Source organism: Hyella patelloides LEGE 07179, assembly GCF_900659865.1.
In the GTDB taxonomy this organism is placed as follows: domain Bacteria; phylum Cyanobacteriota; class Cyanobacteriia; order Cyanobacteriales; family Xenococcaceae; genus Hyella; species Hyella patelloides.
In genome coordinates this window covers 1-9,704 of sequence record NZ_LR214035.1, presented here as the reverse complement: position 1 = coordinate 9,704, position 9,704 = coordinate 1, and the positions used below count along the sequence as shown (strand labels likewise).

Genomic DNA, 9,704 nt, shown 5'->3' with positions numbered 1-9,704 from the left:
AAAAAAATTTTTGTCCTGGTTGAGAACAATTATGGATAATTGCGATCGCTTCATCGGGGTGTCTTCCCGCATTGATTAAATTATTAATTATTGTAGGTAGCGATCGTGTCCCCATCAAGATCGCTAAAGTGTCAATATTCGCTAAAGCTTGCCAATTTAAACTATCTGGTTGATGACCAGTAAACACCGCAAAACAGCTACTCAAACTTTTATCTGTTAAAGGAATACCTGCTAGTAAAGGAGCAGCCAAAACAGAAGAAATGCCAGGTACAAGCTCAAAATCACAATCAGCCTTTTGTAGAGCTTTAATTTCTTCCATGGCACGTCCAAATATTAACGGATCGCCACTTTTGAGCCTTACTACTTGCTTTCCCTGACAATAATAAGCTACCAATAACTGATTAATTTTTTCTTGGGGTGTACTTACCTTACCTCCCCGTTTTCCCACATCCAGTTTTAAACAATCTTCTGGGACTAACTCAGTTAGATCATCACCTACTAAAGCATCATAAATCAGCACCTCAGCAGTGGATAATAATTTTTTGGCTCTCACAGTAAGATAAGCAATATCTCCTACTCCAGCACCCACTAAATAAACCTTTCCTTTTGTCATCATCAATTATTGTTGGTAAACTCTAATTTTGAAGGCGATCGTTATAGTTGATAGTTACGTCAAGTTGGAAAAATGATACTTTGATTACTGATCGATTAGTACTGAAGTGTTGAATGTTAAAAAATTTTGCGATCGCAAGATACCTCGTTCTCTGGGAGATTGCTATTGTTGTTTTTCTCACCCTAACTTACTCATATTCCGTAAGTAGTGAAACAACCTTCTCAAGCAGCAACTCATCCTCGGATAAACCCCACTCTTTACCTGTATCAGTAGAAACCCAAAGAAGTTGTCCCAGCGATTTGTCAGAATTAACTAATCTTTTGATTCAAGACTTACCAAACTATAGCAATAGAGTAATTCAAAGAACCCAAGATAGCCATCAAGATGCGGGTATTGATAATTACATAGTAGCTGCTGGACAGCCAGAACTTGAACCATTAAATTTGCCTCAGATTAACTATGGTTCAACTATGTCGGAAACCACAGAGCAGATTTTTTTTACTACCCTAGAAAGGCAATACAGTAATCAGCAAAAAATTGAGCGAGAAACATATCACTGGTTATTTGTTACACTAACAGAGAGTGGTTGGCACTTAGTCACGATGTATTCTCGTTTTGGTCATGCAACTAAAAATACTCTTCCAACACCCCCAACTGAATCTAGTAATGGCATAATTGGTCAAGCAGTCAGTCTGTGGTTAAGAGACTGTCGCGAGTCCTTGGCACTTCGCTAATTTGTTTTACTGATGAAAAGTCTGAACTTAACAATAACGTTGCTCAAACCACTCACAATTCTTTTAATCTTTGACTGGGATACTAATGAGGTTAACTCCTCTAGCGTTCTGATACCCTAAAGAGTTCGCCAATTACCTGGGTCAAGAAATCCTCCCGCAGCAGTAGAACTCACCACGTCCACCCATCTCAAAGGCTTGCCATCAAGTGGGATAATATTGCTGGGTAAGAGTAAAGAATTTAAGAGTTGTGATGAGAAAATAATAAACTCGATCCTTAACATTCAGATTTAGCAAAATCCACTAATTTAAGTAGTTTCTGTTCGATATAGCATAACAGATCTGTTTTAACTGAATAGATAAATAAATTATAATTACTTAATAATTGGTATCATTGACATCAGTTTCTCTATAAGTTAGAGAATGTACCAGATGATTCGACTTCTTTTAGCCTTTTCTGGCTCAAAAACAAGAGTGAATTTTCCTTTAAAGTTCACAGAATTATAACTGTCAAACTCGCGCGTTCCTTGGGCGAGGCAACTTCACCAGGGTCGCTCGTCAAAAATTTTAGCAAATAAACCGTAATCGCAAAGTATATGAAAGACCTCACTCGTTACCGAAACATAGGCATCTTCGCCCACGTGGATGCAGGAAAAACCACCACTACTGAAAGAATCCTAAAACTAACTGGTAAAACCCACAAAATCGGTGAGGTACATGAAGGAGAAGCAACAACCGACTTCATGGATCAGGAAAAAGAACGTGGTATTACTATTCAGTCTGCTGCTACAAGCTGTTTTTGGAAAGATCATCAGCTAAATATTATTGATACTCCTGGTCACGTTGATTTCACAATCGAGGTATACCGTTCTTTAAAAGTTCTTGACGGTGGTATTGGTGTATTTTGCGGTTCGGGTGGGGTTGAGCCTCAGTCTGAAACTAACTGGCGTTATGCTAACGATTCTAAAGTTGCTCGTATTATCTACGTCAATAAGTTAGATCGTACTGGTGCTGACTTTTATAGTGTAGTTAAGCAAGTAGAAGATATTCTAGCTGCCAAACCCCTAGTAATGGTATTACCCATCGGGATCGAAAATGATTTTGTTGGGGTAGTCGATCTGCTAACTCAAAAAGCTTGGGTATGGGATGATTCTGGAGATCCAGATAAGTACGAAATCCAAGATGTTCCTGCGGACATGGCTGACGATGTAGAAACCTATCGCGAACAGCTAATTGAAACTGCGGTGGAACAAGATGATGATTTGATGGAAAAATACCTCGAAGGAGAAGAACTTTCTATTGACGAAATCAAAGCCTGTATCCGTAAAGGAACTCGTGAACTAGCTTTCTTCCCTACTTACTGTGGTTCTTCCTTTAAAAATAAAGGTGTTCAGTTAGTATTAGATGCTGTTGTTGATTATCTACCTAACCCCAAAGAAGTTAAGCCTCAACCAGAAGTAGACCTCGAAGGACATGAAACAGGGGAATACGCTATTGTTGACGCTGAGAGACCTTTACGTGCTTTGGCATTCAAAATTATGGATGACCGCTATGGTGCGTTAACCTTTACTCGTATTTATTCTGGTACGTTAAACAAAGGGGAATCTGTCTTAGATACTGCTACGGGTAAAACTGAGCGTGTTGGTCGGATGGTAGAAATGCACGCTGACTCCCGCGAAGAAATTGCCTCAGCCCAAGCAGGAGACATTATTGCGATAGTTGGTCTGAAAAATGTGCAAACAGGACATACTCTTTGCGACCCTAAACAACCTGCTACTCTAGAGCCTATGGTCTTCCCTGACCCTGTAATCTCCATCGCTGTAACACCCACAAACAAAGGTGCTTCCGAGAAAATGGGTGTTGCTTTGAGCAAGATGGTTCAGGAAGATCCTTCCTTCTATGTGGAAACAGACTTTGAAAGTGGTGAAACCATTATCAAAGGAATGGGTGAATTGCATCTCGACATTAAGGTAGACATCCTTAAACGTACTCACGGCGTAGAAGTAGAAGTAGGTAAGCCTCAAGTAGCTTATCGTGAATCGATCACTAAAGTAATCAACGATAGCTACACCCACAAGAAGCAATCTGGTGGTTCTGGTCAATTCGGTCGCATCGACTATACAATCGAGCCTGGAGAACCTGGTACTGGCTTCGAGTTTGCATCAAAAGTAACTGGTGGTAACGTTCCCCGTGAATTTTGGCCCGCAGTTGAAAAAGGCTTTGAACAAAGTATTGTTAAAGGTGTACTTGCAGGATTTCCTTGTGTAGACTTGAAAATCACTTTAAAAGATGGTGCATTCCATCCTGTAGATTCTTCTGCGATCGCCTTTGAAATCGCTGCTAAAGCAGGTTATCGTCAATCTATTCCTAAAGCTGGCCCTCAATTATTAGAGCCTATTATGAATGTGGACGTATTTACTCCTGACGATCACATGGGAGACGTTATCGGCGATCTAAATCGTCGTCGTGGCATGATCAAATCTCAAAGCAGCACTCCTATGGGTGTTCGCATCAAAGCTGATGTACCTTTAAGCGAAATGTTTGGTTACATTGGAGACTTACGCACTATGACTTCTGGTCGTGGTCAATTTTCTATGGAATTTTCTCATTATTCACCATGTCCTAAGAATGTTGCTGAAGAGGTAATTAAAGAAGTTAAAGAGAGAGAATTAGCAGCAGCTAAATAAGTCTTTTTCTAATTAGATATCTGTTTAAACCTGATATCTAATTAATTTAATAGGGTGGGTATCAAAAGATACCCATCCTTGTGTCTTATAAATTCAACCGATCGCTATATTTCCTGACTCTTTCTCAATGCTTCAAAGCCTACACGATTGCAGAATTCCCCAAAACTTTCTTGGAATAAGCGATCGCTCTTATAATAGAGGAATAAGGGTTCTAAAAAGCTTTCTAAGTCTTTGACATTCATTTTTTGCACGTAAGGACGGGCTAATTTAGTTTGATCTGGCGTACCTCCTAGCCATACTTGATAGGCATCTGGTGCAGAGCCGACTAAGCCTAATTCTGCCATATAGGGTCTGGCACAGCCGTTAGGACAGCCTGTCATGCGGATGACCATTTTGTCTTCTGCCATGTCTAATTTATTTAACAAGGCGCGAATGCGTTCTAATATACTGGGTAAAATGCGTTCTGATTCGGTGACGGCTAAACCACATAGAGGTAAAGCGGGACAAGCCATAGAGTAGCGCAACAAAGGATCGATCGCCTCTGGTTGGGTAACAACGCCTTTTTGTGCGAGAATTTGTTGAATTGCTTGTTTATGGGCTGGTTCGATTTCGTAGAAGATAATGTTGTGGTTAGCAGTTAAACGCAGGGGAATATTAAACTGCTGGATGATTTCTCTGAGGGCGGTTTTTAATTGAAAGTCTCCTTCATCTTTGATGCGACCATTTTCTACAGAAAGACCAAAGAATAGTTTACCGTCTCCCTGTTCGTGCCAACCTAGGTAGTCGTGATATTTCCACTCTGGTAAAGGTTTGTATGGTGAGATCGCTTTGCCAAAATAAGATTCTACTTTGGCTTTAAATTTTTCTACACCCCAATCATTGATTAGGTATTTCATTCTGGCGTGACGACGAGTTACGCGATCGCCATAATCTCTTTGAGTCGCTACAATGGCTTTAATTAACTCGTAGACATCTTCTTTCGCTACATAACCAATGCGATCGCTAATTCTAGCAAAAGTTTCTTCTTTATTATGGGTGCGCCCCATACCGCCACCAGCTAGGACATTAAATCCTTCTAATTCTCCCGCTTCATTAGTCAAGATCACAAAACTAATATCGTGAGTATAAACATCAATGGAATTATCTCCTGGGACAGTAACAGCAATTTTAAACTTCTTGGGTAGATAATTAGTACCGTAAATGGGTTCTTCTCCATCTTCAATCAACATACCGTTACTCTGGCGTTGTCTTGCTGCTTTGACTTCGGGGTCTTCTTCTCCCGTAACTATTTTTTCCCCATCGAGCCAAATTTCATAATAAGCACCTGTTTGGGGAGCGAGTAAGGAAACAATTTTATCGGCGTATTCCCAAGCATACTGATATTCGGGACGATTTTTATAAGGTGCGGGGGGAACCATCAAGTTACGGTTTAAGTCACCACAAGCACCCAAAGTAGAACCTAGATTGCGATTAACAGTAGCAATAACTGTTTTGAGGTCTTTTTTGAGAATTCCGTGCATTTGAAACGCTTGACGAGTAGTTACTCTCAGGGTTTGATTGCCATACTCTTCGGATAAGCGATCTAAAGCTAGATACAGTTGTGGTGGGATATATCCTCCAGGAGAACGAGTCCGCAGCATCATTTGATAGTCTTTCTCTTGTCCTTTAACTCGATTATCGCGATTATCTTGTTGGTAAGAGCCATGAAACTTGAGAACTTGAATTGCTTGTTCGCTAAAGTGGGTAGTATCTTCTAATAGTTCAGTTGCCAGGGGTTCGCGTAAAAAGTTACTGCTTTCTTTGATTTTTTCAACTTTTGAAGGTTTACGATTTTTGGGTTTAGCGTTGATGACCATAATTTTTACTCAATTTAATTTTTTGGTTATTAGTGATTGTTGTTAGTGGTATATGTTCTAAGCATTGGTAAATATGTAATGGTGAAATAGTATTTCCTTTCTCCATTAACAAATAGAAACTTGGCAAAAGCTTAGATATTGAAACTAAGCAACGGAAGATAATTGCATTGCAGTATTGGGCAAATGTAAACCGCACTCTTGTTTCAGCCCGCGAAAACGGGTATTTCTTTCATGGCTATCGCTAGCTGTAAGGGGTCGGCTAGAATGCCAATCGCCAACTGTGACATATCCCAAATCGAACCAAGGATGATAGGGAAGATCGTATTTTTGGAGGTACTGATAAATATCTCGTGAATTCCAGTGCAAAATAGGCAGAATTTTGTATTGTTGTTCTTGTTTGCTAATTCGAGCTATATTATGGCGATAATCAGTCTGTACTTTACGTAATCCTGCCAGCCAAGCTGTAGCGTTAAGTTCCTCTAAAGCTCTCTGCATGGGTTCTACTTTACGAAGGCGATCGTAAAAATTGAGAGCATCAACATTTTCTTGTTCCCAAAGTTTGCCATATTTAGCTTCCATCCGTGCAGGAGAGACAGAAGACTGATAAACTTTGAGATTTAATTGCAGTTTTTCGGTTAACTGTTCGGCAAATTGATAGGTTTCTTCGGGTAAATAGCCTGTATCAACCCAAATAACAGGTATGTCAGGAACAATACGAGTTACCAAGTGCAGCATCACCGCCGACTGAATACCAAAACTGGTACTCATTATTAAGCGATCGCCAAAGAAATCAATTGCCCATTTAACTGTATCAATGGCACTAGCATTACTTAAATCCCTATTGATTAGTTCAAGATTAGGTTCTTGATTTAAAAAGTAAGAGAAATTACTAACTGAACTCATAAATAATCTACTCCTGAAAACTAACAAAATAACTAAGGTTCAATTAATCGATTTGTGCATTAACTATTTCTTGATAATTACCGTAAAAATTTACATATGCAGTTTTTGCTAGTGGTGGGGTCTAAGAAAATGGCTCTGGGCGTTGCCATTCCTTTGAATACATTTTCTGAAGCTAAGACAGCATTTCGTACAGCTATGTCTTGAGGACACGGATTTTGAGGTCTCCTCAGAATCGTGAGATGTCCGTATCGTTTTGTTCAGTGGCTTAACCATAATCGCGACCTATTTGCCTCTTATAAAGCCAGTTTGGGGTTTGTCCGAGGCTCGATTTTTGTTTAAGTCCCGTTAGTAGTGCTAGAAATGAGACGGTAAATTATAGCTTCGATCTATACGTATTTAGAATAAAAGCTTACGTTTAACTTTTGTCTCCAATATCTTTGATAATCAGAAAAACTCTCTCTTGCTATATAAAAGCTTATGTTTAATATTTCTCAATATAAATCTTTATTAATACTCACTTATTTTATGAGTTTGTTTATTCCTAAAGTAGTGTGGAGTTATTAGGATAGACTTTCCATACATCTGTAACATACCAAAAACTGTGCCAGCATTTAATAATTTGCCATATTGGTTCAAAAGTCTGTTGATAGCGATCGCAAATATTCCAGAGTAAAATTCCTTTTTTCTGGTGATTAACTACAGATCCTATTCAGAGTTTATTCTTTTTATTCCCAACAAAAGTCTGTAATTCATCTATTTCTGTGATTTTTGGTATTTCTGAATCTTGTGGCTCTTCAGACAATGATTCGCCTGCTTCTTTAACCCAATTAATAATAGTTGTATGGTCGATTTCTGTTACCCTAGCAATTCCTCTAAAACCCATTCCATTGAGATACATTTTTAAGCAGAGTTGTTTAACTTCTATGGAATATGCTCTAGAAATAGGATTCTCTAAATACTGACAACCACAATCCTGACATCTGAATGATTTTTTCCACGACGAAAACCATTCTTCTTTTTCTGTGATGATTTACATTTAGGACAGTCCATTACTTCACCAGAGTTTTTACACCCTTATTTTAGAACTCATAACATTACTTATTTACCAACGCCAAAATATTTAATTTATTTTTACAATTACCTTTTTTTGAGTTTTTTTCAAAAAAATAATTATTTTTTAAGAGGTATGTATTTATTGTAATTTTATGATTGTTTGACAACACTAAAATACAAGTTTTTGTAATCGAGTTTTTCATTTTTTATTGTAATAATTCTTTTTATGTTACAAGTCGAAGACTATAAAAAATAACGATTTTGACTTGTAATTGTGACTCTAACTTTTAACAGTTTTAACTAAGAGTTCTACCCCAACTTCAAACCCCATACCTTCACAAAATCATAGCACTCCAATGTCTTTACCAAAACCCACACCCATCTCCAGCCAATCGGAATATCACACCTGGGAATATTTAGGATTTAATTACCCATCTTGGTGGAATGGCAAATTTGCTGCTTCTGAATCAACCCAAGCTTTGGGGCAGCTAGAAGCAACTGGTGCAGAGACAGCAACAATTGTGGCGACTTCTTATCTTAGTGACACCCAAAGTAGTGAAATCTTTGCCATAGAGCAGAAGACTGAATCTCTACAAAACGTTGAAAAAGCAATCATAGATGCCAAAAATCAGGGGCTATCAGTTTGGCTAAAACCTCATCTTGACCTTCAAAATGGTCAATGGAGAGGATACCTTAATCCCACAGACCGAACTGCTTTCTTCAGCAACTACAAAGCATTTATGCTAGATTATGCCAAATTAGCTCAGGCTCAGGGTGTTGAAGTATTGACGATTGGGACTGAAATAGATCAACTTATCGGCACGGCTGATAAAGATTCTTGGTTAGAAATTATCAATGAAGTTAGACAGGTTTATGACGGTAAATTGACCTATGCCGTTAACTGGGATAAAGCGGGGGAAGTTTCCTTTGCTGAAGGTCTGGATTTTGTTGGGATAGATGCTTATTATCCTCTGACAGAAAATAAAAATGCTAGTGTTGACGAACTGGTTCAAGCTTGGACAACCACACCAGAAACAAATGAAGTCAAGGGGTTGACTAATGGTCAATCAATAGTTGATTGGTTAAGACAAGTTTCGACAGATTATGGCAAGCCTCTTGTATTTACAGAGATAGGTTTTCGTAGTCTTGATGGTACCGCAGCAAAACCTTATGAATTTCAGGGTCAAGGTCAAATTGATTTTGAAGAACAAGCGAGACTGTATGAAGCTTTCTTTAAAGTATTTGGAGGAGAAATTCCAGAATCAGGTAACCTTGATTGGTTTCAAGGCGCACAATTTTGGAACTGGTATGCCACAGAAGTGCAAAATAGTGACCCTACTGATTTAGACTATCCAATTTTAGGCAAACCATCTGAGCTTGTCTTTAAAGAATACAGCAGTAAACTAGTCTCAGACTCAACAAAACCCGACCCCGATCCTGACCCCGATCCTGACCCCGATCCTGACCCCGATCCTGACCCCGATCCTGCAACCCTCGTCCAGCACCGATCCCGACCACTCCGACCGATCCCGAAGCCCGACTCTACCCGATCCGAGCCAGACAGTCAACTTCGAGATATCGATGATGCTATGATCGAGATACTTCTAGATTGAGAATGACAGTCAATTTCCAGGATGATCGGTAATATGCATTGACGTTCAGGATGACTACTGAGATCGATGATCGTATAGCAATTGATCAATGCCGGATGCAATACGTAAGAGGATCGGAACTTTGATAGTAAGAGGCCACATGCTACTCAGACCGATGAGAGTGCCAAGATACCAAGGCGTAGCAAGGGATGAGCTACGAGGTCTGAGATCATAGCACGGTAGATGCGAGTCGCAGATCGCAGAGATGA

The 9,704-nt window shown here is 39.3% G+C and carries 8 protein-coding genes and 1 pseudogene; 4 read left to right on the top strand and 5 right to left on the bottom strand.

The genetic code is table 11. The features are described 5' to 3' along the window. Positions 1–616 (bottom strand): uroporphyrinogen-III C-methyltransferase (cobA, locus tag H1P_RS27355; RefSeq protein ID WP_144873704.1); only part of this gene is annotated, 616 nt, incomplete at its 3' end. Between the two features lie 110 nt (positions 617–726). On the opposite strand from cobA, the gene H1P_RS27350 reads away from it, so the two are divergent. Beyond that, entirely contained in the window at positions 727–1,347 is a 621-nt protein-coding gene (locus H1P_RS27350) for a hypothetical protein (protein WP_186376171.1), read from the top strand. A 116-nt stretch (positions 1,348–1,463) separates the two neighbouring features. Here the strand turns inward: H1P_RS27350 and H1P_RS36590 are convergent, their stop codons facing one another. Continuing rightward, entirely contained in the window at positions 1,464–1,628 is a 165-nt protein-coding gene (locus H1P_RS36590) for a hypothetical protein (protein ID WP_186376170.1), read from the bottom strand. A gap of 312 nt (positions 1,629–1,940) precedes the next feature. On the opposite strand from H1P_RS36590, the gene fusA reads away from it, so the two are divergent. Then, complete coding sequence (gene fusA, locus H1P_RS27345) at positions 1,941–4,031, top strand: elongation factor G (protein ID WP_144873702.1); 2,091 nt, start codon at positions 1,941–1,943, stop codon at positions 4,029–4,031. Between the two features lie 104 nt (positions 4,032–4,135). On the opposite strand, the gene sir is transcribed toward fusA, so the two are convergent. Both sir and cysH read right to left on the bottom strand, forming a co-directional pair. Next, a complete protein-coding gene (gene sir / locus H1P_RS27340) occupies positions 4,136–5,887 on the bottom strand; it encodes a sulfite reductase, ferredoxin dependent (RefSeq protein WP_144873699.1) in 1,752 nt (583 codons plus the stop codon). Between the two features lie 144 nt (positions 5,888–6,031). Next, positions 6,032–6,790 (bottom strand): phosphoadenosine phosphosulfate reductase, encoded by a 759-nt coding sequence (cysH, locus tag H1P_RS27335; protein WP_144873696.1) that lies wholly within the window; start codon positions 6,788–6,790, stop codon positions 6,032–6,034. 150 nt (positions 6,791–6,940) lie between these two features. On the opposite strand from cysH, the pseudogene H1P_RS27330 reads away from it, so the two are divergent. Continuing rightward, positions 6,941–7,129, top strand: a pseudogene (locus tag H1P_RS27330) (hypothetical protein); the annotation flags it as partial. 370 nt (positions 7,130–7,499) lie between these two features. Here H1P_RS27330 and H1P_RS27325 read toward each other — a convergent pair. Continuing rightward, a complete protein-coding gene (locus tag H1P_RS27325) occupies positions 7,500–7,733 on the bottom strand; it encodes a hypothetical protein (RefSeq protein ID WP_246141978.1) in 234 nt (77 codons plus the stop codon). A gap of 466 nt (positions 7,734–8,199) precedes the next feature. Here H1P_RS27325 and H1P_RS36585 point away from each other — a divergent pair, with 466 nt between their 5' ends. After that, on the top strand, positions 8,200–9,456 hold the full coding sequence (locus H1P_RS36585) for a glycoside hydrolase family 113 (RefSeq protein ID WP_186376169.1): 1,257 nt from the start codon (positions 8,200–8,202) through the stop codon (positions 9,454–9,456). The last annotated feature ends 248 nt before the right edge of the window (positions 9,457–9,704 follow it).